The following is a 22,228-nucleotide window of genomic DNA, read 5'->3' as shown; positions in this document are numbered from 1 at the left end:
CGAGCAGCCGGGAGCGCACGCGAAAAGCCGTGGCCGACGTCTTCGAGGGCGCATACGCTCCCCGTCACCGAGGAACCGGGGGACGTGATGGATGACGGGGACGAGACCGTGTACGTCACCTTGATCTGCGCTGAGCGGGCCTACGATGTCGTACTCCTCAAGTGCGGGCCACGCGAGATGGACGTGGTCCAGGCCGTGCGTCGGCTGACGGGACTCAGCCTCTGGCACAGCCGGGTGCTCACGCGGCAGGTTCCCGTCACCGTCATGAAGTCCTGGCCTCAGGACGACGCCGACGATGCCGTCGCCGTGCTGCGAAGCGCCGGCGCCCGGGCCGAAGCCGGGAGGAACCGGAGACCGACGAGAGCGCGGCCCCATCCCCCTGACGGCCCACAGACGGCCCCAGCCCACGAAGAAGCCCCCTTCCTGCGGAGAAACCGCAGGAAGGGGGCTTCTTCGTGGGTAAGAGTTACTTCTTGCCCTGGTTCTTCACGGCCTCGATCGCCGCGGCGGCGGCGTCCGGGTCCAGGTACGTGCCGCCCGGCTTCAGCGGCTTGAAGTTCTCGTCCAGCTCGTAGGCCAGCGGGATGCCGGTCGGGATGTTCAGGCCCGCGATGTCCGCGTCCGAGATGCCGTCCAGGTGCTTGACCAGGGCGCGCAGGCTGTTGCCGTGGGCGGCGATCAGGACCGTGCGGCCGGCCAGCAGGTCCGGGACGACGCCGTCGTACCAGTACGGGAGCATCCGCTCCACGACGTCCTTCAGGCACTCCGTCTGCGGGCGCAGCTCCGGCGGGATCGACGCGTAGCGGGCGTCGTGGGCCTGGGAGTACTCGTTGTCGTCGGCCAGCGGCGGCGGCGGGGTGTCGTACGAGCGGCGCCACAGCATGAACTGCTCCTCGCCGAACTCGGCGAGCGTCTGCGCCTTGTCCTTGCCCTGGAGGGCGCCGTAGTGGCGCTCGTTCAGGCGCCACGAGCGGTGGACCGGGATCCAGTGGCGGTCCGCGGACTCCAGCGCGAGCTGGGCGGTGCGGATCGCGCGCTTCTGGAGGGAGGTGTGCAGCACGTCGGGCAGCAGGCCGGCGTCCTTCAGCAGCTCTCCGCCGCGCGCCGCCTCCTTCTCGCCCTTCGCGGTGAGGTTCACGTCCACCCAGCCGGTGAACAGGTTCTTCTCGTTCCACTCGCTCTCGCCGTGGCGGAGGAGGATCAGCTTGTACGGTGCGTCGGCCATGCGTCCGAGCCTAAACGACACCCGCCGATTGACGCGCGCCGTCAATTCACTGGCGTCCGGCGTATGAGATGCGTAAGTTTCACTCCCGGAAAGCGACACTTACGTAACACCCAGGGGGCGGGCTCACATGTCGATCTCTTCACTCATCCGATCGGCACAAGCCCAGACGGCGGGACTTCCGCCCGGCTTCTGGTGGCTCTGGCTGTCGACCTTGGTCAACCGGACCGGGGCTTTCGTCCTCACTTTCCTCTCCCTCTACCTCACCACCGAGCTCGGGCACTCCGCCTGGTTCGCCGGACTCGTCGTCGCCCTCCACGGCCTCGGCGGCGTCGCCGGCTCCCCGCTCGGCGGCTACCTCACCGACCGCTGGGGCCGCCGCCCCACCATGGTGACCATGCACCTGGCCGCCGCCACCTGCGCCCTGATGCTCGCCTTCGTCACCAGCGCCTGGGGCGTCGCCGCCGTCGTCCTGCTGATGGGCATCGCCATGCAGGGCGTGCGCCCCGCCATCAACGCCGCCATCGCCGACATGGTCCCCGCGCACGACGTCCGCCGCGCCTACGCCCTCAACTACTGGGCCCTCAACCTCGGCTTCGCCATCGCCGCCATCGGCGGCGGCGCCGCGATCGTCCTCGGCTACCACGCCCTCTTCGTCGCCGACGCGACCGCCACCGCGCTCTGCGCCCTGATCGTCTTCCTGCGGCTGCCCGAGACCCGGCCCGCGGCCGAGGTCGACCAGGTGACCGGCAAGGCCGTCGCCGAGGAGAAGGTCGGCATCCTCGCCGTCCTGCGCGACGCGCCCTTCCGCACCCTGGTCCTGCTCAACCTGCTGGTCTGCCTCGTCTTCACGGCCCCCTGGATCGGCCTGCCGCTCACCATGGCCGGCGAGGGCCTCAAGCCCTCCGCCTACGGTGTCGTCATCGCCGTCAACGGCATCGTGATCGTCGTCTTCCAGCTCCTCGTCAACAAGTACACGGACAAGCGCTCCCCCGTGCTGCTGCTGACCGTCTCCTCGCTGCTCTTCGCCCTCGGCACCGGCGCCACCGCGCTGGCCGGCTCCTCCGTCGCCTTCGCCGCCACCGTCGTCGTCTGGACGATCGGCGAGATGGTCCACGTCCCCACCAACGCCGCCGCCACCGCCCTGCTCGCCCCGGAGCACGCCCGCGGGCGCTACCAGGGCGTGATGGGGATGTCCTGGGCCCTCGCCGGATTCGTCGCGCCGATCCTGGCGGGCCTCATCGTCGACGGGCCCGGCCCGGACGTGCTGTGGATCGCCTGCGGCGTGATCGGCGCCGTCGCCGCGCTCGGCTACCAGACCCTGCTGCGGGGCGCGCTCGCCGGGGCGGAGGGTGCTCGGGTGGGTGGCGGTACGGACTCGGGGGCGTCCGTTTCCCCCGTTGCTCCTGTTGCCGCTGTTGCTCCCGTTGCCCCTGCTGCCCCTGCTGCCGCCGACAAGGTCGCCTCCCCCTGACCGTACGTACGTACGCACCGTCCCCGGAGAAGGGTCAGCCCGTCGGGCGGCCCTTCTCCGTCAGGTTCCGGAACGCGTCCAGGTTGCGCGTCGACTCCCCGCGCGACACCCGCCACTCGTACTCGCGCCGGATCGCCGACGCGAAGCCCAGCTCCAGCAGCGTGTTGAAGTCGCCGTCCGCCGCCTCCAGGACCGAGCCCAGCAGCCGGTCCAGCTCCTCCGGCGTCACGGCCGCCAGCGGGAGCTTGCCCGCCAGGTAGACGTCGCCGAGGGCGTCGATCGCGTACCCCACCCCGTACAGCTTGAGGTTCCGCTCCAGGAGCCAGCGGTGGACACCCGCCTCGTTCTCGTCCGGGTGCCGGATCACGAAGGCGTTGAGCGAGAGGGAGTGGCGGCCGACCCGCAGCGACAGGGTCGTGAACAGCTTGCGGGTGCCGGGGAGCTTGACCACGTAGGAGCCCGCCTCGGGCGACTCCCACTCCAGCTCCGCGTCCTTGAACGTGCCCTCGATGATCGCGGCGGTCGCGGCGGACCGCCCGCCCCCCGCCGCCTGAGCCTCAGCCATGGTGCGAGCGTACGCGACGCCGCTGCTCCTTCAGGCGGTGGTCGTGCATCGCCGCCGTGTACACGTCGGCGGTCCCGGAGGCGGCCGTGTCCCAGCCGAACGAACCGGCGTGCCGGGCCGCCGCCGCGCCCATCGACGCGGTCAGCGCCGGGTCGTCGGCGAACCGGCCGAGCGCCCGCGCGTAGTCCGCCGGGTCGTGGCCCTGCACCAGGAAGCCGGTGACCTCGTCCCGTACGGCCACGGGCAGGCCGCCCACCGCCGCCGCGACGACCGGGGTGCCGGCCGCCTGCGCCTCGATGGCGACCAGGCCGAAGGACTCGCTGTACGAGGGCATGACCAGCACGCTCGCGGCCCGGAACCAGTCCGCGAGCCGCTCCTGCCCGACCGGCGGGTGGAAGCGGACGATGTCGCCGATGCCCAGCTTCGCGGCCAGCTTCTGGAGCCCCTCGGGCTTGGCGAGCCCGCTGCCGCTCGGGCCGCCGACGACCGGGACGACCATGCGCGAGCGCAGCGAGGGGTCGCGGTCGAGCAGCACGGCCGCCGCGCGCAGCAGGATGTCCGGGGCCTTCAGCGGCTGGATGCGGCCCGCGAAGACGGGGATGAAGGCGTCGGCGGGCAGCCCGAGCCGGGCGCGGGCGGCGGCGCGCCCGTCGGCGGGGCGGAAGTGGTCCAGGTTCACACCCGGGTGCACGACGGCGATCTTGGCGGGGTCGGCCTCGTAGAAGCGGGCGAGCTCGTCCGCCTCCTCGGCGGTGTTGGCGATCAGCCGGTCGGCCGCCTCGACGATCTGGGTCTCGCCGATCACGCGGGCGGCGGGCTCGGGGGTGTCGCCCTCGGCGAGAGCGGCGTTCTTGACCTTGGCCATGGTGTGCATGGCGTGCACGAGCGGGACGCCCCAGCGCTCGGCGGCGAGCCAGCCGACGTGGCCGGAGAGCCAGTAGTGGGAGTGGACCAGGTCGTAGTGGCCGGGCCGGTGCCCCGCCCACGCCTGCATCACGCCGTGCGTGAAGGCGCACAGCTGGGCCGGCAGCTCCTCCTTGGCGAGCCCCTCGTACGGGCCCGCGTCCACGTGCCGGACGAGCACCCCGGGGGCGAGCTCGACGACCGGGGCGAGGCCGCCGGTGGTGGCCCGGGTGAAGATCTCGACCTCGATGTTGATGGCGGCGAGGCGCTTGGCGAGCTCGACGATGTAGACGTTCATGCCGCCCGCGTCGCCCGTGCCGGGCTGGTGCAGGGGGGAGGTGTGGACGCTGAGCATGGCCACGCGGCGCGGGCTGCGGTGCCGGCCGGGAAGCCGGAGCCGGGGCGGCGCCGCCAGGGTGCCGGCGAACCGGGACACGTACTGGCTCACGGCGGTCCTTCCGCTGTCGGGCATGGCGTGCATGGCATGGCGTGCCTGACATGACACGCATGGCCTGCATGGCATGGCAGAGGGAGGGCGTGGTCACCACCCTCCAGCGGGCAGAACACCGGAATGGCGGATTTCATTTCCCGGCCCCCGGCTGCTTTGCCAATTCATTACGGGGTTGGGGGGCGGGCTCGGGAGGCGCGCGCTCGGCGGGGCCGGGCTCGGCGGGCGGCTCGGGGCCGAGGGGCGCCGGACCCACCCCGTACGCTCGTGGCATGGCCCCCCGCACCACCCGCCCCGTCGGCACGATCACCCGCGGGACCACCAACCCGAACCGCCTGCGCCGCCAGGACCGCTGGATCGCGGCCGTGCACGGGCCGGCGCTGCGGCGTTCGGCCGGCGCGCCCGTCGCCGTGGACCTCGGGTACGGGGCCGCGCCCTGGACCGCCGTCGAGCTGCTGGCCCGGCTGCGCACCGCCGACCCCCGCGCCCGGGTCGTCGGGGTGGAGATCGAGCCCGCCCGGGTCGCCGCCGCCAAGCCGTACGAGCGCGAGGGGCTCGCCTTCCGGCACGGCGGCTTCGAGGTGCCGGTGGCGGGCGAGGTGGCCCTGATCCGGGCCGCGAACGTGCTGCGCCAGTACGACGAGGACCAGGTCGCCGCCGTCTGGGCGCGCCTGTGCGGGCGGCTCGCGCCCGAGGGGCTGCTGGTGGAGGGGACCTGCGACGAGATCGGGCGGCGGCACGTGTGGGTGGCGCTCGGCCGGGGCGGGCCGCGGACCGTGACGTTCGCCACCCGGCTGGGTTCGCTGGACCGCCCGTCCGACCTGGCGGAGCGGCTGCCGAAGGCGCTGATCCACCGGAACGTGCCGGGCGAGCCGGTGCACGCCTTCCTGCGGGACTTCGACCGGGCGTGGGCGGCGGCTGCCCCGTACGCCTCGCTCGGCGCCCGGCAGCGCTGGATCCGCTCGGTCCGCGAACTGGCCGGTGACTGGCCGCTGACGGACGGTCCGCGGCGGTGGCGGCAGGGCGAGGTGACGGTCCGTTGGGAGGCGCTGGCTCCGCGGGACGGCGGCCTGGCCGGCTACGGAACGCCTAACTCCGCCTGAAGACCGCCCGTATTGCGCCCGTATTCTGCCCGTATTCCGCCTGCGTTCCGCGCGGTGCGGGGAACGTGGACGGCGAAACGATCGTCAACCGTGGGGGGAGTCGGGGAAGCGCACCGCCAGGTCCCGCGTTCCCCTGTCGCTTTCGGCGCCCTCGTGGCACCATCACCAAGGTCACGACTAAGTTACTGACGGTAAATCAGATTTCGGCCATCGACCAGGCCATCGATGTGGGCCGCCAGAGGGGGAGCCTGTGAACCGACACCGCCACGCCATCACCACGATCACCGTGGTCTGCGCCCTGACGGTGCTGGCCTCACCCGCCCTCACCCTCCAGGCCGCCGCGGCCCCGCTGCCGCCGGCGCCGCCGAGCCAGCCGAAGAAGACCCTCGAAGAGGTCCGCAAGGAGATCGACGGGCTCTACCGGCAGGCCGCCGTCGCCACCGACGCGTACAACCTCGCCGAGGAGAAGGCCGACGAGCAGTCCGGCGAGATCGTGAAGCTGGCCCGGATGATCGTCGTCGGCAACGAGAAGATCGAGGACCTCAAGGCCAGGGCCGGCGCCGCCGCCCGCGCCCAGTACCGCAACGGCGGGCTGCCGGAGGGCGCGCAGTTCGTGCTGACGGACGACCCCCAGCTGTTCCTGGACAACGCGGGCCGCCTGAAGGAGGGCCAGAAGGCCACCCGGGACCTGCTCGGCGAGATGACCCGCACCCAGGAGGACCTCACCGCCTACGCCAAGGACGCCAGCGTCAACTGGACCAAGCTGGAGGCCAACCGCCTCAAGCAGGCCAAGGCGAAGAAGGAGATCAACGACAAGATCGCCGCCGCCAAGAAGCTGGAGTCCGAGCTCGCCGCCGAGGAGCGGGCCCGGCTGCTGGCCCTGGAGGAGCAGGAGCAGTACCGGGCGCAGACCGCCTGGGTCGGCTCCGGCATCCTCAAGGGCCTGAGCAGCGCGACGACCCCCGAGGGCAAGCGGGCGGTGCAGTTCGCGACCTCGCAGATCGGCAAGCCGTACGTGTGGGGGGCCGAGGGCCCGGACTCGTACGACTGCTCGGGGCTCACCCAGCGCGCCTGGGGCAGCGCGGGCCGCCCGATCCCGCGCACCTCGCAGGAGCAGTGGCGGCTGCTGCCGCACGTCGACATCAAGGACATGCGGCCCGGCGACCTGATCGTCTACTTCAAGGACGCGAGCCACATCGGGATGTACGTCGGCAACGGCGCGATCGTGCACGCGCCCCGCCCCGGGCGGAACGTGACGGTCGCGGGCGCCGGCTCGATGGAGATCCTGGGCGTGGTGCGGCCGTAGCGGTGGCGGTGGCCGTAGCCGCCGCCCGTCCCGGCGGGCTGGCGGGGCTCCCTCGCGGTCTCACGGCCGCGCGGGCGCAGTGACGTTTCTCATCGCGCCGGGGAGGGGCGGGAGCCGCCGGGCGCGGCGCCGTCCGCCCCCGCCGGGCCGCCCGCGTGCGACTACCTCCCCATCCGCGGCATATGCCACGGCGCGGGCCGCCGCGCCCGCCCCCGGAACTCCGGTCCGGCGGGCGATCGCCCGTTCCGCCGCGCCGGGCGGTACCGCTATGGTCGGTCCCCGGCCCTCGGGGGGAGGGAAGGAAACCCAGACCGATGCCCGTACCCGTACCGCGGCAGAGAATCGATTCTCTCCCGGCACCAGGCACCGCCGCCGAGCTCACGCTCCTGGTCGTCGAGGACGACCCGGCGGGCGCCCTCGCCGTACCCGAGCTGCTCGACGCCGTCGGCACCCGGGTCCGCGTCCGTACCGCCCGCAACCTCACCGAGGCCGAGCGGCTGCTCACCGACGACGTGCACTGCGTGCTCGTCGACCTCGCGCTGCCCGCGCCCCGCGGCGCCGACGACGACCCGCTGGCGCCGCTGCGGCACCTCCTGCGGCTCGCCCCGCGCCACGCCGTCCTCGCGCTGGCCGCCTCGGCGGACGCGGAGCTGGCGGCCGAGGCGGTACGGGTCGGGGCCCAGGACCACCTGTTCCGCGAGGAGCTCGACGGGCGGCTGCTGAGCCGCGCGATCCGCTACGCCGTGGAGCGCAAGCGCGCCGACGCGGTCCAGGTGAAGCTGGCCGAGTCGCGGCTGCGGGCCCAGGAGAACGCGCGCCTGGAGCGCGGGCTGCTGCCCACGCCGCTTCTTGAGGGCTCCGAGCTGCGGTTCGCCGCGCGCTACCGGCCCGGCAGGTCCCGGGCGCTGCTCGGCGGCGACTTCTACGACACCGTGCGCACACCGGACGGCACGGTCCACGCCATGATCGGCGACGTCTGCGGGCACGGCCCCGACGAGGCGGCGCTCGGCGTGGAGCTGCGGATCGCCTGGCGGGCGCTGACCTTCGCGGGGCTGTGCGGGGACGAGCTGCTGTCCACGATGCAGCGGGTCCTGGAGCACGAGCGGGAGAGCGAGGAGATCTTCGCGACCCTGTGCACGGTGGACATCGCGCCCGACGGGCGGCGGGCCGGGCTGTGCCTGGCCGGGCACCCGGCGCCGCTGATCGCGCGGCACGGCAGCATGGCCCGGCTGCTGCCGTACGAGGCCGGGGGCCCGGCGCTCGGGCTGCTGCCGCACGCGCGCTGGCCGCGCCGCCAGGTGGAGCTGGGCGCGGCCTGGAGCCTGCTGATGTACACGGACGGGCTGATCGAGGGCCGCTCGGCGGGGCCCGGTTCGCCGCGGCTCGGGCAGGACGGGATGGTCGAGATGATCAACCGGCAGCTCGCGGCGGGGCTGCGCGGCGAGGAGCTGCTGGACGCGGCGGTCACGGAGGTGCGGGCGCTGAACGGCGGCGAGCTGACGGACGACGTGGCCGTCCTGGCCCTGGAACGGGTCAGGCCCCGGGGCTGACGCCACCGGGACCTGAGCGGGAGTGGGGCTAGCGCCCGCCGTTGTACGGGCCGTACGGCCCGTCGCTGCTGGAGCCGCCGCCGCGCCTGCCGCCTCCGCCGCCGGAGACCGCGCGGAGCGCGGGGCGGACGTCGACCATGAAGACGATGGCGGCGATGAGGCCGGCGATCTGGAGGAAGAGGATCGGCAGCAACAGGTTGATGACCAGGTTGGCGCCGAGCAGGATCAGCCAGAACTTCTTGGTCTGCTTCTCCGCCGCGCGGAAGGCGTCCTCGCGCGCCATCGCGGCGAACACGAGGGGGGCGACGGCGAAGCCGAGGAAGACCAGCCTGACGACCAGCCCCAGAGCCGAGTCGAATCCTTCGCGCAACATGCTGTGCACCGCCTAGGTGAGTGGAGAGAGCGCCTCGCGGTCAAGGTACCCGTTACAACGCCCGGGACACGGCGATTAGTGCCCGGCCCCGCTGCTACTCGGCACCTTCGGCGGCGGCGGCCTTCTTGGCGGGCGCCTTGCGGGCGGCGGGCTTGCGGGCGGGCTTGGCCTCGGCGGCGGCCACCGGCTCCGACACCGGCTCCGGCTCGGACACCGGCTCGACGACGACGGAGATCTCGGTGACCTCCTCGGCGGTCTCGCCGCGCCACGCCTTGACGGTCTCCTCGCCGTGGGCGGCGAGCTCCTCGTACTTCTCGCGCGCCTTGACGGCGTACTCGGCGGCGACGCCGACACCGCGCAGGGCCAGGTCCTGGGCCTGCTCGCCCAGCTTCTTCAGGTCGGTGTCGAGACCGCCCACGAGCTCGGCGAACTTCGCCTGCGCCTTCTCCTGGACCGCCTTCGGGTCCGTCTTCTTGACGGCCTCGATCCGGGACGGGGCCTCGGCGGCGATCTGCTCGATCAGGCCGGGGACCTTCCTGGCCTGCTGGACGGCGAGGTCGGCGGTGCCGGCGGCGAAGTAGAGGGGGGTGCGGAGTTCGTCGATGATGGCCATGGTCGTGGTCCTCCCGGAGGTTTACGTCTCGGTGGGCTGCGGCGGCTGGTGCGCCTGCTGCTCGGCGGCCTGCGCGGCCTCGGCGGCGTTCTCCTTGCGGAAGGAGTCGTAGATCTGGAGCAGCACCTGCTTCTGCCGCTCGTTGATCGACGGGTCGGCCAGGATGACGGCGCGCGTCTCCAGCTCGTCCCGCTCCTTCTCGTCGAGGATCCCGGCCCGCACGTACAGCGTCTCGGCGGAGATCCGCAGCGCCTTGGCGACCTGCTGCAACACCTCGGCGCTGGGCTTGCGCAGCCCTCGCTCGATCTGACTCAGATACGGATTGGACACGCCCGCGGCCTCGGCGAGCTGCCGCAGCGACAGCTGCGCGGTGCGCCGCTGTTCACGGAGGTACTCACCAAGATTGCCGACGTTGAGCGATGCCATACCCCAGACCCTGCCAGCCCCCGCTAACTATTGCAAGCAGCCGCTTGCAATAGTTCCGTCACAGCGGGCCCGCCGGTCACTGCGACTGCCTCGCGCGGCGGGCGTTGTGGGGGCCCTGGTCCGGGGTTTCCAGGTGGCCGGTGGCCAGCAGGTCCAGGGCGTGGAGGAGGGCCTCGCGGGCCGGGGCGGGGAGGGAGGTCAGGGCGTTCTCGTGGACCGAGTCGACGATCCGCTGGCTCTCCTTCGCGACCCGCGCGCCCTTCTCGGTGACCGCGATGATGCGGGCGCGGCGGTCCGTGCTGGACGGGCGGCGTTCGGCCAGGCCCGCCTTCTCCAGGGCGTCGACGGTCACCACCATCGTCGTCTTGTCCATGTCGCCGATCTCGGCGAGCTGCGCCTGGGTGCGCTCCTGCTCCAGCGCGTGGACCAGGACGCAGTGCATCCGGGCGGTGAGGCCGATCTCGCCGAGCCGGGCGGCCATCCGCGTCCGCAGGACGTGGCTGGTGTGGTCGAGGAGGTAGGAGAGGTCGGGCTCGGTGCGGGTGGGCGCCATGGAGGTCATACGGACCAGGGTACCCAGGAAGACCGACCGAGATAGATAGTCTGCAACGGAACTATCTGTTAGCGTTCTATCTCGGCGCCGGTCGGCGTCACCGAGTCCGCTCCCCGCGCCATCACCGCCCCGAAAGGGAGGCACCGTCATGCCCGCCTCACGCTGGACCGCCCTCGCCGTCCTCGCCACCAGCATGCTGATGACGATCCTCGACGGCAGCATCGTCACCGTCGCCATGCCCGCCATCCAGAACGACCTCGGCTTCTCCCCCGCCGGCCTCAGCTGGATCGTCAACGCCTACCTGATCGCCTTCGGCGCCCTGCTGCTGCTCGCCGGCCGCCTCGGCGACCTCATCGGCCGCAAGCGCGTCTTCCTCGCCGGGACCGGGCTCTTCACCGCCGCCTCCGTCCTCGCCGGACTCGCCGCCTCCCCCGCCGTCCTCATCGCCGCCCGCTTCCTCCAGGGTGTCGGCAGCGCCATGGCCTCCGCCGTCGGCCTCGGCATCCTCGTCACCCTCTTCACCGAACCCCGCGAACGCGCCCGCGCCATCGCCGTGTTCAGCTTCACCGGCGCGGCCGGCGCCTCCCTGGGACAGGTCCTCGGCGGCGTCCTCACCGACGCGCTCGCCTGGAACTGGATCTTCTTCATCAACCTCCCCATCGGCCTCGCCGCCCTCCTCGTCGCCCTCCCCGCGCTGCCCGCCGACCGCCCCGCGCCCAGCCGCGGCCGGGCCGACCTGCTCGGCGCCCTGCTCGTCACCTCCGGCCTCATGACCGGCATCTACGCGGTCGTCGGCATCGAGGAGCACGGCGCCGGCTCCGCCCGCACCCTCGGCCTCGGCGCCCTCGCCCTCGCCCTGCTCGCCGGCTTCCTCCGCCGCCAGGCCACCGCCGCCGACCCGCTGCTGCCGCTGCGCGTCCTGCGCTCCCGCCGCGTCGCCGCCGCCAACCTGGTCCAGATGCTGATGGTCGCCGCCCTGTTCTCCTTCCAGGTGCTGGTCGCCCTCCACATGCAGCGGGTCCTCGGCTACGGCGCCGCCGAGACCGGGCTCGGGATGCTGCCCGCCGCCGCCGTCGTCGGGCTCGTCTCGCTCGGCCTCTCGGCCCGCCTGATCACCCGCTTCGGCGAGCGCAACGTCCTGCTCACCGGCCTCGCCCTGCTCGTCGCGATGCTCGTCCTGCTCGCCCGGCTGCCCGTCCACGCCTCGTACGCCGTCGACCTGCTGCCCCCGATGCTGCTCGCCGCCGGGTTCGGACTCGCCCTGCCCGCGCTGACCGCGCTCGGCATGTCCGGCGCCGACGAGGCCGACGCGGGCCTCGCCTCCGGCCTCTTCAACACCACCCAGCAGATCGGCATGGCCCTCGGCATCGCGGTCCTGTCCACCCTGGCCGCCGCCCGCACCGAGACCCTCACCGCCGCCGGCCGCCCCGCCGCCGAGGCCCTCACCGGCGGCTACCACCTGGCCTTCGCGGTCGGCGCCGCCCTGCTGGTCGTCGCCTTCGGCCTCGCCCTCGCCCTGCTCCGGGCCCCGAAGCCCGCGCCGAGCGAGCTCACCGTCGCGGCCTGAGCGGACGGGTCCGAAGACGACCCGGAAGACGGCCCGGAAGCTCACGGCCCGGAATCGGACGGCTCAGAAGCTCGCGACCAGAAGCGCACGCCTCAGAAGACGTCCAGCGTCCACGCGCGCCGGGCGGACCGCAGCAGCAGGTCCGCCCGCGCCGCCGCGCCCGGCGCCGCCTCCTCGATCCGGCCCAGCGCCACCAGCCGCGACGCGGACTCGTCGCCCAGCGCCAGCCGCGCCAGCTCCGCCACGTCCAGCACCAGGTCCGGCGCCTCCCCGGTCGGCGCGCAGGAGCCGCCCTTCGGCGAGGCGTCCAGCCGGAAGCGCCCGCCCGCAAGGCCCGCCGCGTCCCGCACGTCCAGGACGAGCGCGCCCTCCGCCGCGTACGTACGCGGTTCGAGCACCTTCGGCACGTCGAGGACCCGCAGCCACAGCATGTCCGAGTGGGTCACCACCCGCGCCGCCCGCGGATCGGGCAGCAGCAGCGGCAGCGGGTCGTCCGGGGCCCGCCCGCCCGAGCGCACCTCGGTCACCCAGTCGATCGCGCACACGAACCGCCACAGCGCCCGCTCCGCCTCCGCACCGGCCGCCACCAGCTCCCGCACGTTCACCCGGCCGTCCGGCTGGTTCGCGTCGGTCCACTTGTCCTCGGCCGTGTACGACACGTACCCCTCGACCTCGCCCGACGCCCCGCGGTACAGCGCGTGGTACGGCTCGGTCCACGGCTTGGCGCGGAAGCCGCCGCCGGTGACGAGCTGCCAGTTGCGGGGCGTGCGCGCGGTGACCCCGGCCCGCCGCCCGGCCAGCCGCCGGTGCAGCGCGGGGCCCAGCTCGCGGATCCCGGCGCCGTCGGTCAGCTCGACCTCCCCGCCGTCCGCGCCCGGTCCCGGCCCGCGCGGATCGAGGCCGGCCCTGGCCACGTCGACGGACCACTCGGTCGCCCAGCTCGCCGGGCCGAAGCCGAACCGCCCGTAGATCGGGTACTCGGCGGCGATCAGCGTCGCGCAGGCCGCGCCCCGCTCCTTCGCCGCCGCCAGGTCCTCCCGCATCATCCGGCTGAGCAGCCCGCGCCTGCGGTGGGTCGGGGAGACCGTGACGGCGCTGACCGCGTTCGCCGCGAGGACGGCCCCGCCGACGGTGCTCAGCTCCTGGTCGAAGGAGCGGAAGGTGGCGACCAGCCGGCCCCGGTCGAAGGCGCCGAAGGTCCGGGCGAGGCCGTGGTGCGGGAGCTTGTCCGCGACCTCCTCGTCCGGCACGACGGGCGGGTGGAGGAAGGCCACCCGGATGGCCCGCAGCCACGCGCGGAACTCGGACTCGTCGATCGGACGCACCTCAAGGCTCATCCGGCCAACCTAGGCGCCGCCCGGAGCCCTCCGCACCCGGGTTTTCCGGGCCGCGCGAGGGCCTGTCGTCGCGAGGCAGACGGGAGTGTGACGACAGGACCTAGGGCCCGGCGCCCGCCCCGTCAGGCCAGCAGGTCGTCGACCCGCGCCTCGCCCTCGCGGTAGCGGCGGGCGATCTCCGCGCTGCAGTCGTCGGCGGTGTGCTGGAGCTCCTGCCGGCTCCGGGAGACCTGCTGCTCGTACCCGGCCAGCCGCCCCATCGCCGTGTGCAGCTCGGCGTCCGTACGGGCCGACAGGTCGGACAGCTCGACCTCGGACAGCATCTCGGCGGCCAGCCGCCGGTACTCCTCGCTGCGCGGCGTCGACAGCGTCACGTGCCGCGCCGACCGGGCCGCCGCCCCGTGCCGCGACGGCGCGTCGGCCAGGATCTCGGACAGCCGGTCCAGGACCGGCGCCTCCGGGTCGCTACGCCGTGCCAGCTCGGCACGCAAGATGTCGATCCGGCCCTGCAGCATCCGCCGTACGTAGCTGAGGTCCGCCTCGTCGCCCTGCGCGTCGCGGCGCAGCGCCCGCAGCTCGGGCAGGCGCAGCGCGCCGAGATCCGGCCGCGACCGCTCCGGCCGGTCGGGCTCGGCGCTCCGCTGCACGGGCGGGCGCCCGACGGCGCCGCCGGTTCGGAACAGCGGAACGGGACCGGACGGCGTGTGCCCGGTGCCAGGTGCACTCATGAGATTCGTCCCCTCGACCGGTGCGGAACCGCACCGCCTGACAGGCATGGTGCCACTCCGGCCCCGGCCGACGCAGGCGGTCTGCACCCGTTCGGCCCTCGTTCCTTCGGCCGCCGGGACGATCGGTAGGTTGGTACGCATGCGAGCAGTGGTGCAGAGGGTGGACGGCGCGCGTGTCGTCGTCGCAGGGGAGACCGTCGGAGAGATCGTCGGCGAGGGGCTGTGCGTCCTGGTCGGGGTGACCCACGACGACACCCCCGAGAAGGCGGCGCAATTGGCCAGAAAGCTCTGGTCCGTCCGGGTGCTGGAGGACGAGAAGTCCTGCTCCGACGTGAACGCGCCGCTGCTCGTCATCTCCCAGTTCACGCTCTACGGAGACGCCCGCAAGGGCCGCCGCCCCACCTGGAACGCGGCGGCGCCCGGCCCGGTCGCCGAGCCCCTCGTCGACGAGGTCGTCGAGCAGCTGCGGCGGCTCGGGGCGCGCGTGGAGACGGGCCGCTTCGGTGCCGACATGCGCGTGTCGCTCACCAACCACGGCCCGTTCACGGTCCTGATCGAGGTCTGACCCCGCCCGCTCGGGTTCAGCGGCCCCGCGCCTACGGCTCGACGACCGTCTCCTGCGCGGCGGCGGTCGTCCCGACCACGAGCGCGGCGTCGACCGGCACGTTCCGCTTCACCAGGGCCAGCGCGATCGGGCCCAGCTCGTGGTGGCGCGCCGAGCTCGTGACGAAGCCGAGCTGCCGCCCCTCCGCCCCGTCCGCGGCGAGCCGCACCGGCGTGCCGTGCCCGGGCAGCAGCACCTCGCTGCCGTCCAGGTGCAGGAAGACCAGGCGCCGCGGCGGCTTGCCCAGGTTCTGCACCCGGGCGACGGTCTCCTGGCCTCGGTAGCAGCCCTTCTGGAGGTGCACGGCGCCGGGGATGAGCCCCAGCTCGTGCGGGATCGTGCGGTGGTCGGTCTCGAAGCCGAGCCGGGGCCGGTGCGCCTCGACCCGCAGCGCCTCGTACGCGAGGATGCCGGCCGCCGGGCCGTGCGTACCCGCGAAGGACTCCAGGTCGGCGCGCGGCAGGAAGAGGTCCCGGCCGTACGCCGTCTCGCGCACGACCACACCTTCGGGCGCCTCCGCGACCGAACCGGCCGGCAGGTGCACGACGGCGAAGTCCTCGGTGCGGTCGGCGACCTCGACCCGGTAGAAGAACTTCATCGACTCCAGATAGCCGACCAGCTCGGCGCGGGTGCCGGGCTCGACGTGCGCCCAGACCGTCTCGCCGTCGTCGACGAGGTACAGGGCGTGCTCGATGTGCCCGTTCGCGGAGAGGATCAGCGCCTCGGTGGCCTGCCCCGGCGGCAGGTCGCTGACGTGCTGGGTGAGCAGCAGGTGCAGCCAGCTCAGCCGGTCGTCGCCGGTGACGGTGATGACGCCGTGGTGGGAGAGGTCGACGAATCCGGTGCCGTCGGCGAGGGTCCGCTGCTCGCGGAACAGATCGCCGTAGTGCGCGGCGACGCCTTCGTCACGGCCCTCGGCGGGGACGGCGCCGGGCAGGGACAGCAGGGGGCTCTTCATGTCCCCAAGACTACGACTCGGCGCCGGCTGCCTTCCGGGCGCAGTCCCGGCAGCGGCCGAAGATCGCGAAGTGCTTCATGTCGGTCTCGAAGCCGAAGTCCCGGCGGAGCTTCGCGGTGAAGTCGGCGGCGACCTCGACGTCGGCCTCGATGACCTCGGTGCAGTCCCGGCAGACCAGGTGGAGATGGTGGTGCCGGTCGGCGAGGTGGTAGGTCGGCGCGCCGTGCCCGAGGTGGGCGTGGCTGACCAGGCCGAGCTCCTCCAGGAGCTCCAGGGTCCGGTAGACGGTGGAGATGTTGACGCCGGCGGCGGTCTTGCGGACCTCCACGAGGATGTCGTCGGGCGTCGCGTGCTCCAGCACGTCCACGGCCTCCAGGACAAGCTGGCGCTGGGGCGTCAGCCGGTAGCCGCGCTGCCGCAGGTCGCTCTTCCAGTCGGTGCTCACCACGCCCCCCAGTGTAGGAGGGCGCGGCTCACCGTGGCACGGCCTGCGCGGACCCGCTCGGCCTACTTGAAGAAGGCGATGCCGTCGTCGGGCATGTCGGGGAGGTTGCGCGCCATCTCGGCGACCTCCTCCGGGGTGACGACCTTCTTCAGGTGCGCCGACATGTAGGGCCGCAGCGGGACCTCGGGGGTGGCCTTCTCGCCGACCCACATCAGGTCGCTGTTGACGTAGCCGTAGAGGCGCTTGCCACCGCTGTACGGGCCGGACGCCTCGGTACGGGCGACGGCGTCGGTGGCGATGTCGATCTGCGGCTTCTGGTGGGCGAGCTCGCCGTACCAGACCTCGACGACGCCCTGGTCACGGACCATGACGACCTCGACCTTGCGGTCCTTGTCGATGCGCCAGTAGCCGCTCTCGCTCTCCAGCGGGCGGACCTTGTTGCCGTCTGTGTCCAGGACCCAGGAGTGCGAGTGGTACTCGAGGAAGTCCCGGCCGTCGTGGCTGAAGGTCACGGACTGGCCGAAGTTGCACTTCTCGGCGCCGGGGAAGTCGGAGACGCCCGCGCCTTCCCACGTGCCGAGGAGGAACGCGAGGGGGACGAGGTCCGGATTGAGGTCGGACGGAATCGAGATCATGAGCAGCTCAGGCGATCTGTGATGGAGTGGTTAGCGCTGGCCCTGGTACAGCTTCTTCACGGTCAGTCCGGCAAAGGCCAGGACCGCGACGCAGACGAGTCCCAGCAGGACTTCGAAGAAAAGGATCACGTTGATGCTCCTCGCATGAGCGGTGAAGGCGGAACGGGCCGGACCCCAGCTTAGTCGGCGGGGGTCCGGCGTTCTCGGTGAGGTGGGTCTCGGGGTGCCGGGCGGGGCCGATCAGCCGAGCAGCTGGTTCTGCAGGGTGACGGTCTGCTGGAAGGGCACGTGGGCGGCCTCGCCCTTGCGGGACTGGCGGACGACCGCGAGTGTGTCGCCGGCCTGGATGTACGCCCAGCGGATCTGCTCGGGGCCGTACGGCTTCGGCTCCTGGTAGATGTACGGCCGGGTGTCCGGTACGTCGATGTCGTCGCCGTACGTCTCCATCTTCGCGCCCGCCGCGCCCTCCGGAAGGATGTCCGGGACCACGCCGCCGCCCTCCGACGCGATGAGCGCGTCCTTGAACTCCTCGGCGTACCCGACCGACCCGAACCGCAGCAGGTGGACGCTGCTGCGCGTGCCGTCCGGCATCGTCCACGCGCGGACCGCGATGTGGCGCAGGGTGGAGTCGTCGAGGGCCCGCGCGAGCGGGGGCCTGTCCTCCTTCCCGTAGGCGGACAGGAACGCGTCCCGGGTCGTCCAGCCGCCGTTCGCCTTCGGGTCCACCGCGGCGCCCGCCGGGGCGGGCAGCAGCAGGGCGCGCAGGTCGGCGTGGTGGATCTCGCCCTCGTTGCCGTCGGTGAACGGGCGCGGCGAGCCCTGGGGCAGCGCGGGCAGGCTCAGCCGCGGGTACTCCCAGCGCCCGTCGCTCTCGGTGGCGAGGCCCGGGACCTCGGTGCGCTCCATCGCGGTGATGCCGGCGGCGGTGCCGGCGCCGACCCCGCCGAAGACCAGCACGGCGGCCGTCCAGCGGGCGACCGCGGCGAGCACCCGCCGCGACCGGCCGGACCCGCCGGGGGGCGCCGGGAGCCCGGCCGCCGCCGCGTCCGCGGCCTCGGGCGCCACGACCTCGGGCGCCACGACCTCGGGCGTCTCGGTGTCGGTCTCGGTCTCGGTCTCCGGGACCGTCCGCTGCTCGCTCATACGTACTCCCCCGGGGACTTGATGTGATCCAGCTGCCGCTTCACGAGATCGGCCACGGCGCTCTCCTCGAAGGGCGCGGCGCCGTACGCCCGCACGGAGACCATCAGGTCGGAGTCGTACGCGGAGCAGGTCATCCCGCTGAGATCCGTCTCGGCCTTCTTCCTGTCGTCCCGCTCGTCGTAGTCGCTCACCCCGTAGCAGACGGCGTTCTTGTGACCGGGGACCTTCGGGCCCTTGGGACGCTCCAGGAGCGCGGCCAGGCCCGTCTTGAGCTCGTGCAGCTCGCGGACCTTCCGCCGGTCCTTCAGCCGCACGATCGTGATCTGGGCGACGAGGTCGTCGGAGTCCGAGCTGTACGAGCGCACGCCGATGCCCTGGACGCCGAGCCGGTCGATCCGCTTCTCGAAGTCGCGGCGCTTCTTGCCCGCGAGCCCGCGTGCCTCCGCCTTGAGGAGGGCGCCGGCCTCCCGCGCGCCCAGCTCGCCGTCCTTCCCGTACGACTCGACGTCGGGGCCGAGCCGGTAGCCGGGGGGAACGGGCAGCAGGAACTTGCTCATGGGAGTGTCCGCACGGCCCTTGCCGAGCGTCCCCACGGGATCCTTGCCCGGCTTCCCCGCCGGGTCCTGCCAGGCGACGGTCGGCGCGGTGCGGTCGGCGTGCGCGACGGTCACGGCCGTGTAGGCGACACCGCCGCCCGCGGCGCCGAGCACGAGGACGGCGGGCAGGACGGTGGTGAGCAGCCTGCGCCCCCACCCTCCGGCACGGGCCGGAGAGGAGGTCTCGTCGGGAACGGGGTGCTCGCTCACAGGCGCTCCAGTTGCTTCTCGGCCAGCGTGCGGATGTCGTTCTTGTCGATCTTCTTCGTGTCGTAGATGCTGATCTCGACCATCACGTCCCCGCGCTGGAACACGGCCCGGGCGCGGTAGCTGTCGAGGTATCCGGCCTTCTTCTTCACCGGGTAGAGGTAGTAGCGGCCGTTGCCGCTGCCCTTGAGCGGCTCTCCCTCGTTGCCGGCGTGCTTCTTCTCCCCCATGTAGCTGCGCTGCGACTGGGCGTGGTCGACCGCGCCGACCATGTCCGAGGGGCCGAACTGGACGAGGCGCACGGTCGTCGAGCGGTTCTCGCCGGAGTCCCAGCTGCGTCCGGCGATGCGGCGGACCCGGTTCTCCTGCAGGAATTCGAGCATCCAGCTCTGGTTCGTGAAGCCGGCCGCGTAGGTGCCGACGTCGAACCAGCCGTCGGCGGGCTCGGACTCCGCCTCGCGGGCGCCGGACGGACGCGGCACCAGCAGCTTGCGCAGGTCGCCGTCCGTCTTGCGGGCGCGGTCCTCGGCATCCGTCAGCGGGGCCGGTTCCTGGCCCTTCGGGAGCGGCTTGGCCGGGTAGGCCAGGCCGGGCTGGTTGAGGGCCGGCAGCGCGGTGGGCTCGCGCTGGGCCTGGACGCCGTAGCCGACGGCCGTGCCGCCGACGATGCCGAGCACGGCCGCGACGGCGATCAGCGCGACCGTACGGCCGGCGCGGCGGCGCGGCCGGGGTGCTGCGGGAACCGGCGGGGCCGCCGGTTCCGGTGTCGGTGCCCCGACGGGCACCGGTCCGTCCTGAGCGGATTCCACCGCTTCTGTCGCTTCCAAAACAGTCCCCCCACGAGACTAGAAGCGCGGTTTCCGTTACCCGCGCACCCAACTGACACGTGAGATCCACCGGGGGTTGCGGAAGCCCGCATTACAGTTCGGTATATGGCGAAGAAGCTCGTGATCAAGGTGACCGCCGGGGCCGACGCCCCCGAACGCTGCTCCCAGGCATTCACGGTGGCGGCCGTCGCCGTCGCCAGCGGGGTGGAGGTCTCGCTCTGGCTGACCGGCGAGTCCTCGTGGTTCGCCCTCCCGGGCCGCGCGGCGGAGTTCGAGCTCCCGCACGCCGCGCCGCTGCCGGACCTGATCGACTCGATCCTGGCGGCCGGCCGGATCACCCTGTGCACCCAGTGCGCGACCCGCCGGGAGATCACCGAGGAGGACGTCCTGGAGGGCGTCCGCATCGCGGGCGCGCAGGTCTTCGTCCAGGAGGTCATGGGCGAGGAGACGCAGGCGCTCGTCTACTAGGACCCGCCCCGAGGGGACCTGTCCGACGGGAATCGCCGTACCGGCCCTAGGGCCTGTCTGACAATTCACGTCGGATCAGGCCGGGTCGTCCGGTGCGTGCGATCGGCGTGCGGCGGGGGCGCCCTCGTAGCGGAGCTACTTGGGCGTTTCGGCCGTGCGGCGAGCGCGCGTGCCGGGCGGGCCGGACCCGACGGGAATCGTCAGACAGGCCCTAGTCCCCGTCCTCCCGGTCCCTTCCGTCCTCCCGGTCCCGGGGCCCTCTCTTCCCGTCCAGCTCGTCCCACCACTCGTCGGACTTCTCGTCCCCGGAGGGGTCGTCCCACCAGCGGTCGTCCGGGCCCCGCCGGTTCGCCGTCATCGCGGCGATCGGCGGGATGACCATCGCGACCACGCACATGCCGATCGCGACGGGGACCGAGAAGAGGCGCACGACCGCCCAGGCGCCCACGAAGAGGACCAGGCAGGCACCCATCATCCAGAAGTAGACGCGCCTACGCCGTGCGTACACGTCTCCAGCGTACGGCCGGGGGACGCGGCCGGGAAGGTGCGCGCGGGCAAGCCGGAGGGCCGTGCCCCGAGCCTGGTGATGGCGTCCAACCCCCCAGGAGGCACGGCCCTCCGGCCGTTCGTGAACCGCGGGTCAGACCGCGATGGCGACCTCGGCCAGGCCGCCCTTCTGGGCCACGACCTGGCGGTCGGCGGTGCCGCCGGGGACCAGGGCGCGGACGGTCCAGGTGCCCTCGGCCGCGTAGAAGCGGAACTGGCCGGTGGCGGAGGTCGGGACCTCGGCCGTGAACTCACCGGTCGAGTCCAGGAGGCGGACGTAACCGGTGACGGGCTGGCCGTCCTTGGTCACGAAGCCCTGGATCGTGGTCTCGCCGGGCTTGATGGTCGAGGCGTCGGGGCCGCCGGGCTGCGCTCCGCACATGGTGGGAATCCTTACGGTCGAGGGGTCCTGGGGAGGAGGGGTTACTTGTTGGCGCCGAGCTCGATCGGCACGCCGACGAGGGAGCCGTACTCGGTCCACGAGCCGTCGTAGTTCTTGACGTTCGGGACCTCCAGCAGCTCGTGCAGGACGAACCAGGTGAGCGCGGAGCGCTCGCCGATGCGGCAGTAGGCGACGGTGTCCTTCGCCAGGTCCACCTGCTCGTCCTCGTAGAGGGCCTTCAGCTCCTCGTCCGACTTGAAGGTGCCGTCGTCGTTGGCGTTCTTCGACCACGGGATGTTGCGGGCGGACGGGACGTGGCCCGGACGCTGCGACTGCTCCTGCGGGAGGTGGGCCGGGGCGAGCAGCTTGCCGGAGAACTCGTCGGGCGAGCGCACGTCGACCAGGTTCTGCACGTCGATCGCGGCCACGACGTCGTCGCGGAAGGCGCGGATCGAGGAGTCCTGCGGCTTGGCCTTGTAGTCGGTGGCCGGGCGGCTCGGGACCTCGGAGCCGTCGACCAGGTCGCGGGAGTCGAGCTCCCACTTCTTGCGGCCGCCGTCGAGGAGCTTCACGTCCTGGTGGCCGTAGAGCTTGAAGTACCAGTAGGCGTAGGAGGCGAACCAGTTGTTGTTGCCGCCGTAGAGCACGACCGTGGTGTCGTTGCCGATGCCCTTGGCCGAGAGGAGCTTCTCGAAGCCCTCCTGGTCGATGAAGTCGCGGCGGACCGGGTCCTGGAGGTCCTTCGTCCAGTCGATCCGGATGGCGTTGCGGATGTGGTTCTTCTCGTAGGCCGAGGTGTCCTCGTCGACCTCGACGAGAGCGACCTGCGGGTCGTCGAGGTGGGCCTCGACCCAGTCGGCGTCGACCAGGACGTCGCTGCGAGCCATGCTGTTCTCCTCCGGGGCAGTGTGCGGCGGTTTGTGCGGTTTGTGCGGGTACGCGCCATCGCACGAGGGCGATGGTGGTGCTGCTGCGCAAAGGGTGGCCCCGACGTACGTCGTAGGGCCCGGGGAATACGGGAGCAGTGCGTCCCGCTCAGACCTGGCGACAGAGCATGGCGGCGACGCGGCACAGGTCTACTGCCCGCCGCTTCGTGAGATCCGCCTGTCGCTTCATGCCCTCGATCGTAGGGACGGACAGGCGGCCGTGTCACCGGTGTGTCGTATTTTGAGACACGATCGTCCATCATGCGGGATGAGGGGAGGACCCCGGGACGCCGGGGAGCCCGTGGGGCGACGTGTCCCGGTTC

At 72.7% G+C, this 22,228-nt stretch carries 27 protein-coding genes; 8 read left to right on the top strand and 19 right to left on the bottom strand.

Annotated features, from left to right (window positions below; translation table 11 throughout):
* Positions 1-87: 87 nt before the first annotated feature.
* Positions 88-555 carry a ribosomal protein L7/L12 gene (locus tag AB0C99_RS30380; protein ID WP_362481848.1) on the top strand — a complete coding sequence of 156 codons (468 nt, stop codon included), beginning with the start codon at positions 88-90 and terminating at the stop codon, positions 553-555.
* Here the strand turns inward: AB0C99_RS30380 and AB0C99_RS30375 are convergent.
* Positions 467-1,225, bottom strand: coding sequence for a phosphoglyceromutase (locus tag AB0C99_RS30375; RefSeq protein ID WP_362481820.1), 759 nt, complete (start codon positions 1,223-1,225; stop codon positions 467-469). The two genes, AB0C99_RS30380 and AB0C99_RS30375, sit on opposite strands and share 89 nt — an antisense overlap.
* 127 nt (positions 1,226-1,352) lie before the next feature.
* Here AB0C99_RS30375 and AB0C99_RS30370 point away from each other — a divergent pair, with 127 nt between their 5' ends.
* Complete coding sequence (locus tag AB0C99_RS30370) at positions 1,353-2,696, top strand: MFS transporter (protein ID WP_362481817.1); 1,344 nt, start codon at positions 1,353-1,355, stop codon at positions 2,694-2,696.
* A gap of 34 nt (positions 2,697-2,730) precedes the next feature.
* Here AB0C99_RS30370 and AB0C99_RS30365 read toward each other — a convergent pair whose 3' ends face one another.
* Positions 2,731-3,261 (bottom strand): YbjN domain-containing protein, encoded by a 531-nt coding sequence (locus AB0C99_RS30365; RefSeq protein ID WP_362481814.1) that lies wholly within the window; start codon positions 3,259-3,261, stop codon positions 2,731-2,733.
* On the bottom strand, positions 3,254-4,612 hold the full coding sequence (mshA, locus tag AB0C99_RS30360) for a D-inositol-3-phosphate glycosyltransferase (RefSeq protein ID WP_362481845.1): 1,359 nt from the start codon (positions 4,610-4,612) through the stop codon (positions 3,254-3,256). Before mshA ends, AB0C99_RS30365 begins: the two co-directional genes overlap by 8 nt.
* A gap of 272 nt (positions 4,613-4,884) precedes the next feature.
* On the opposite strand from mshA, the gene AB0C99_RS30355 reads away from it, so the two are divergent.
* The 3 genes from AB0C99_RS30355 to AB0C99_RS30345 all read left to right on the top strand — a co-directional run bounded on the left by AB0C99_RS30355 (position 4,885) and on the right by AB0C99_RS30345 (position 8,571).
* Positions 4,885-5,715: a class I SAM-dependent methyltransferase gene (locus AB0C99_RS30355; RefSeq protein WP_362481811.1), complete on the top strand. Its 831-nt coding sequence runs from the start codon at positions 4,885-4,887 to the stop codon at positions 5,713-5,715.
* A 250-nt stretch (positions 5,716-5,965) separates the two neighbouring features.
* Positions 5,966-7,021 carry an NlpC/P60 family protein gene (locus AB0C99_RS30350; RefSeq protein WP_362481808.1) on the top strand — a complete coding sequence of 352 codons (1,056 nt, stop codon included), beginning with the start codon at positions 5,966-5,968 and terminating at the stop codon, positions 7,019-7,021.
* Between the two features lie 314 nt (positions 7,022-7,335).
* The gene (locus AB0C99_RS30345) at positions 7,336-8,571 is read left to right on the top strand and encodes a fused response regulator/phosphatase (RefSeq protein WP_362481806.1); all 1,236 of its coding nucleotides are present in this window, start codon (positions 7,336-7,338) and stop codon (positions 8,569-8,571) included.
* Between the two features lie 28 nt (positions 8,572-8,599).
* Here AB0C99_RS30345 and AB0C99_RS30340 read toward each other — a convergent pair whose 3' ends face one another.
* From AB0C99_RS30340 to AB0C99_RS30325, 4 genes are all read right to left on the bottom strand, one after another.
* Positions 8,600-8,944 (bottom strand): DUF2516 family protein, encoded by a 345-nt coding sequence (locus AB0C99_RS30340; protein WP_362481804.1) that lies wholly within the window; start codon positions 8,942-8,944, stop codon positions 8,600-8,602.
* Between the two features lie 94 nt (positions 8,945-9,038).
* Positions 9,039-9,557 (bottom strand): hypothetical protein, encoded by a 519-nt coding sequence (locus tag AB0C99_RS30335; RefSeq protein ID WP_362481801.1) that lies wholly within the window; start codon positions 9,555-9,557, stop codon positions 9,039-9,041.
* 21 nt (positions 9,558-9,578) lie between these two features.
* Positions 9,579-9,983: a helix-turn-helix transcriptional regulator gene (locus AB0C99_RS30330; RefSeq protein ID WP_362481798.1), complete on the bottom strand. Its 405-nt coding sequence runs from the start codon at positions 9,981-9,983 to the stop codon at positions 9,579-9,581.
* Positions 9,984-10,059: 76 nt separating this feature from the next.
* A complete protein-coding gene (locus AB0C99_RS30325) occupies positions 10,060-10,545 on the bottom strand; it encodes a MarR family winged helix-turn-helix transcriptional regulator (RefSeq protein WP_362481795.1) in 486 nt (161 codons plus the stop codon).
* A gap of 139 nt (positions 10,546-10,684) precedes the next feature.
* On the opposite strand from AB0C99_RS30325, the gene AB0C99_RS30320 reads away from it, so the two are divergent.
* A complete protein-coding gene (locus AB0C99_RS30320; protein WP_362481793.1) occupies positions 10,685-12,103 on the top strand; it encodes an MFS transporter in 1,419 nt (472 codons plus the stop codon).
* 92 nt (positions 12,104-12,195) lie between these two features.
* On the opposite strand, the gene AB0C99_RS30315 is transcribed toward AB0C99_RS30320, so the two are convergent.
* Positions 12,196-13,440 carry a GNAT family N-acetyltransferase gene (locus tag AB0C99_RS30315; RefSeq protein ID WP_362481790.1) on the bottom strand — a complete coding sequence of 415 codons (1,245 nt, stop codon included), beginning with the start codon at positions 13,438-13,440 and terminating at the stop codon, positions 12,196-12,198.
* A gap of 122 nt (positions 13,441-13,562) precedes the next feature.
* Positions 13,563-14,168 carry an ABC transporter substrate-binding protein gene (locus AB0C99_RS30310; RefSeq protein WP_362481788.1) on the bottom strand — a complete coding sequence of 202 codons (606 nt, stop codon included), beginning with the start codon at positions 14,166-14,168 and terminating at the stop codon, positions 13,563-13,565.
* A 139-nt stretch (positions 14,169-14,307) separates the two neighbouring features.
* On the opposite strand from AB0C99_RS30310, the gene dtd reads away from it, so the two are divergent.
* Positions 14,308-14,733 carry a D-aminoacyl-tRNA deacylase gene (dtd, locus tag AB0C99_RS30305; RefSeq protein ID WP_362481786.1) on the top strand — a complete coding sequence of 142 codons (426 nt, stop codon included), beginning with the start codon at positions 14,308-14,310 and terminating at the stop codon, positions 14,731-14,733.
* A gap of 31 nt (positions 14,734-14,764) precedes the next feature.
* Here the strand turns inward: dtd and AB0C99_RS30300 are convergent, their stop codons facing one another.
* From AB0C99_RS30300 to AB0C99_RS30275, 6 genes are all read right to left on the bottom strand, one after another.
* Positions 14,765-15,730: a glycine cleavage T C-terminal barrel domain-containing protein gene (locus tag AB0C99_RS30300; RefSeq protein ID WP_362481783.1), complete on the bottom strand. Its 966-nt coding sequence runs from the start codon at positions 15,728-15,730 to the stop codon at positions 14,765-14,767.
* Positions 15,731-15,740: 10 nt separating this feature from the next.
* On the bottom strand, positions 15,741-16,178 hold the full coding sequence (locus AB0C99_RS30295; RefSeq protein ID WP_362481779.1) for a transcriptional repressor: 438 nt from the start codon (positions 16,176-16,178) through the stop codon (positions 15,741-15,743).
* A 59-nt stretch (positions 16,179-16,237) separates the two neighbouring features.
* The gene (locus AB0C99_RS30290) at positions 16,238-16,810 is read right to left on the bottom strand and encodes an FABP family protein (protein ID WP_362481776.1); all 573 of its coding nucleotides are present in this window, start codon (positions 16,808-16,810) and stop codon (positions 16,238-16,240) included.
* A 240-nt stretch (positions 16,811-17,050) separates the two neighbouring features.
* Positions 17,051-17,953: a hypothetical protein gene (locus tag AB0C99_RS30285; protein WP_362481775.1), complete on the bottom strand. Its 903-nt coding sequence runs from the start codon at positions 17,951-17,953 to the stop codon at positions 17,051-17,053.
* A complete protein-coding gene (locus tag AB0C99_RS30280) occupies positions 17,950-18,759 on the bottom strand; it encodes a hypothetical protein (protein WP_362481772.1) in 810 nt (269 codons plus the stop codon). The genes AB0C99_RS30285 and AB0C99_RS30280 overlap by 4 nt, the downstream gene beginning before the upstream one ends.
* A complete protein-coding gene (locus tag AB0C99_RS30275) occupies positions 18,756-19,541 on the bottom strand; it encodes a hypothetical protein (RefSeq protein WP_362481769.1) in 786 nt (261 codons plus the stop codon). Before AB0C99_RS30275 ends, AB0C99_RS30280 begins: the two co-directional genes overlap by 4 nt.
* 147 nt (positions 19,542-19,688) lie before the next feature.
* Between AB0C99_RS30275 and AB0C99_RS30270 the strand changes: the two genes are divergently transcribed.
* On the top strand, positions 19,689-20,051 hold the full coding sequence (locus tag AB0C99_RS30270) for a DsrE family protein (RefSeq protein ID WP_362481767.1): 363 nt from the start codon (positions 19,689-19,691) through the stop codon (positions 20,049-20,051).
* Between the two features lie 211 nt (positions 20,052-20,262).
* On the opposite strand, the gene AB0C99_RS30265 is transcribed toward AB0C99_RS30270, so the two are convergent.
* The 4 genes from AB0C99_RS30265 to AB0C99_RS30250 form a co-directional block, all read right to left on the bottom strand.
* Positions 20,263-20,559, bottom strand: coding sequence for a DUF3099 domain-containing protein (locus tag AB0C99_RS30265; RefSeq protein ID WP_362481764.1), 297 nt, complete (start codon positions 20,557-20,559; stop codon positions 20,263-20,265).
* 132 nt (positions 20,560-20,691) lie between these two features.
* Positions 20,692-20,979, bottom strand: coding sequence for a DUF1416 domain-containing protein (locus AB0C99_RS30260; RefSeq protein ID WP_046908577.1), 288 nt, complete (start codon positions 20,977-20,979; stop codon positions 20,692-20,694).
* A 41-nt stretch (positions 20,980-21,020) separates the two neighbouring features.
* Positions 21,021-21,866: a sulfurtransferase gene (locus AB0C99_RS30255; protein ID WP_362481761.1), complete on the bottom strand. Its 846-nt coding sequence runs from the start codon at positions 21,864-21,866 to the stop codon at positions 21,021-21,023.
* 148 nt (positions 21,867-22,014) lie between these two features.
* A complete protein-coding gene (locus tag AB0C99_RS30250) occupies positions 22,015-22,095 on the bottom strand; it encodes a putative leader peptide (RefSeq protein WP_362481842.1) in 81 nt (26 codons plus the stop codon).
* Positions 22,096-22,228 lie beyond the last annotated feature (133 nt).

This window comes from Streptomyces sp. NPDC048659, assembly GCF_040650575.1.
GTDB lineage: Bacteria > Actinomycetota > Actinomycetes > Streptomycetales > Streptomycetaceae > Streptomyces.
This window is presented reverse-complemented; position numbering and strand designations above follow the sequence as displayed.

Excerpts from the sequence above, each read along its gene's own strand:
- AB0C99_RS30380 (WP_362481848.1), top strand. The coding sequence starts at position 88 with ATGGATGACGGGGACGAGACCGTGTACGTCACCTTGATCTGCGCTGAG.
- AB0C99_RS30375 (WP_362481820.1), bottom strand. The coding sequence starts at position 1,225 with ATGGCCGACGCACCGTACAAGCTGATCCTCCTCCGCCACGGCGAGAGC.
- AB0C99_RS30370 (WP_362481817.1), top strand. The coding sequence starts at position 1,353 with ATGTCGATCTCTTCACTCATCCGATCGGCACAAGCCCAGACGGCGGGA.
- AB0C99_RS30365 (WP_362481814.1), bottom strand. The coding sequence starts at position 3,261 with ATGGCTGAGGCTCAGGCGGCGGGGGGCGGGCGGTCCGCCGCGACCGCC.
- AB0C99_RS30355 (WP_362481811.1), top strand. The coding sequence starts at position 4,885 with ATGGCCCCCCGCACCACCCGCCCCGTCGGCACGATCACCCGCGGGACC.
- AB0C99_RS30345 (WP_362481806.1), top strand. The coding sequence starts at position 7,336 with ATGCCCGTACCCGTACCGCGGCAGAGAATCGATTCTCTCCCGGCACCA.
- AB0C99_RS30340 (WP_362481804.1), bottom strand. The coding sequence starts at position 8,944 with ATGTTGCGCGAAGGATTCGACTCGGCTCTGGGGCTGGTCGTCAGGCTG.
- AB0C99_RS30335 (WP_362481801.1), bottom strand. The coding sequence starts at position 9,557 with ATGGCCATCATCGACGAACTCCGCACCCCCCTCTACTTCGCCGCCGGC.
- AB0C99_RS30330 (WP_362481798.1), bottom strand. The coding sequence starts at position 9,983 with ATGGCATCGCTCAACGTCGGCAATCTTGGTGAGTACCTCCGTGAACAG.
- AB0C99_RS30325 (WP_362481795.1), bottom strand. The coding sequence starts at position 10,545 with ATGACCTCCATGGCGCCCACCCGCACCGAGCCCGACCTCTCCTACCTC.
- AB0C99_RS30320 (WP_362481793.1), top strand. The coding sequence starts at position 10,685 with ATGCCCGCCTCACGCTGGACCGCCCTCGCCGTCCTCGCCACCAGCATG.
- AB0C99_RS30315 (WP_362481790.1), bottom strand. The coding sequence starts at position 13,440 with ATGAGCCTTGAGGTGCGTCCGATCGACGAGTCCGAGTTCCGCGCGTGG.
- AB0C99_RS30310 (WP_362481788.1), bottom strand. The coding sequence starts at position 14,168 with ATGAGTGCACCTGGCACCGGGCACACGCCGTCCGGTCCCGTTCCGCTG.
- dtd (WP_362481786.1), top strand. The coding sequence starts at position 14,308 with ATGCGAGCAGTGGTGCAGAGGGTGGACGGCGCGCGTGTCGTCGTCGCA.
- AB0C99_RS30300 (WP_362481783.1), bottom strand. The coding sequence starts at position 15,730 with ATGAAGAGCCCCCTGCTGTCCCTGCCCGGCGCCGTCCCCGCCGAGGGC.
- AB0C99_RS30290 (WP_362481776.1), bottom strand. The coding sequence starts at position 16,810 with ATGATCTCGATTCCGTCCGACCTCAATCCGGACCTCGTCCCCCTCGCG.
- AB0C99_RS30285 (WP_362481775.1), bottom strand. The coding sequence starts at position 17,953 with ATGAGCGAGCAGCGGACGGTCCCGGAGACCGAGACCGAGACCGACACC.
- AB0C99_RS30270 (WP_362481767.1), top strand. The coding sequence starts at position 19,689 with ATGGCGAAGAAGCTCGTGATCAAGGTGACCGCCGGGGCCGACGCCCCC.
- AB0C99_RS30260 (WP_046908577.1), bottom strand. The coding sequence starts at position 20,979 with ATGTGCGGAGCGCAGCCCGGCGGCCCCGACGCCTCGACCATCAAGCCC.
- AB0C99_RS30255 (WP_362481761.1), bottom strand. The coding sequence starts at position 21,866 with ATGGCTCGCAGCGACGTCCTGGTCGACGCCGACTGGGTCGAGGCCCAC.
- AB0C99_RS30250 (WP_362481842.1), bottom strand. The coding sequence starts at position 22,095 with ATGAAGCGACAGGCGGATCTCACGAAGCGGCGGGCAGTAGACCTGTGC.